At 50.5% G+C, this 1,015-nt stretch carries 2 protein-coding genes; both read right to left on the bottom strand.

The features are described from left to right. Positions 1-14: 14 nt before the first annotated feature. Complete coding sequence (locus ACYVBJ_RS20535; protein ID WP_460984182.1) at positions 15-509, bottom strand: IS630 family transposase; 495 nt, start codon at positions 507-509, stop codon at positions 15-17. Between the two features lie 40 nt (positions 510-549). Beyond that, positions 550-1,015: winged helix-turn-helix domain-containing protein (locus ACYVBJ_RS20530; protein ID WP_460984181.1), on the bottom strand; the 466-nt coding region annotated here is incomplete at its 5' end.

Genomic DNA, 1,015 nt, shown 5'->3' with positions numbered 1-1,015 from the left:
TATTGATGCGTGAATTAACCTGTAAAGAAGCCAATCTCCTTTTTGTAGAAGAAGGCTTGTACTAATCTCCGATCTTTTCCCAAAGTGTCGATTTGCTCTAAAACAGCTTCTGTCAGGGCTTCCAACGAAAGAAATACCCGGTTTTTCAACCCCTGTTTGATCTGATTCCACACCAACTCGGTGGGATTCAACTCGGGGCTGTAAGGGGGTAAACACTCCAGATGAACTCGACCGGGCCGCGTCCTCAAAAACGCTTTGACTGCCTCGCTACGATGAATTGAGGCTCCATCCCAGATTAAAAGCAGATCACGCCTGCGGTAACGACCACACAGCTTGCTCACAAACCAAACAATATCTTCACCGTTGAACGCCCGATCTTGGCCCGCTACATAAATCCGGCCGTTGGGCGCAATAGCCGCAATCAGGCTAAGGTGATCACGGCCAGCTTGTTCTAATAAAATAGGTGTTTGCCCGCGGGGTGCCCAAGTCAGACCCAACATTGGCAACAGGTAACAAGCTGATTCATCGACATATAGAATAACACGCCCTTCAGTCTGGGCTTTTTTTAAGGTCGGGCAATCGAACCTCCCGCCACTGCTTGACCCGTTCAGGGTCTTGTTGACGGGCTTTGGGTTGGGGTTTTTGCCGAGTCCAAGCTACTTTTTTCAATAAACGGCCGATCTGCGAAGGATCATAACTGACTCCGAAGAGCCGTTTGATGACTTCATTAACCCGGGGGCGGGTCCAAACATGACCTGGAAAGCCGTGATATTCGGCCCCTTTGTTCAATTCTTCAACCAGTTGAGCCAGTTGATTATCAGTTATTTTAGCGGCCGCCCCAGCAGGTTTACGCCAAGCCAGCGCATCTTGACCGTGCTGACGATATTTAGTCAGGGTGCGACTGACCCAGCCCTGAGTCAAGCCTAGCGCCTGAGCGATAGCGACCTGTTTCCAGCCCTGTTGATGGAGGGCAGCACATCGTCGGCGCAGGACTTCATATTCAGTCTGTTTGTAG

It is taken from the genome of Spirosoma fluminis (assembly GCF_054778895.1).
The sequence above is the reverse complement of the archived record's forward strand: the minus strand, read 5'-3'. Positions and strand labels throughout refer to the sequence as shown.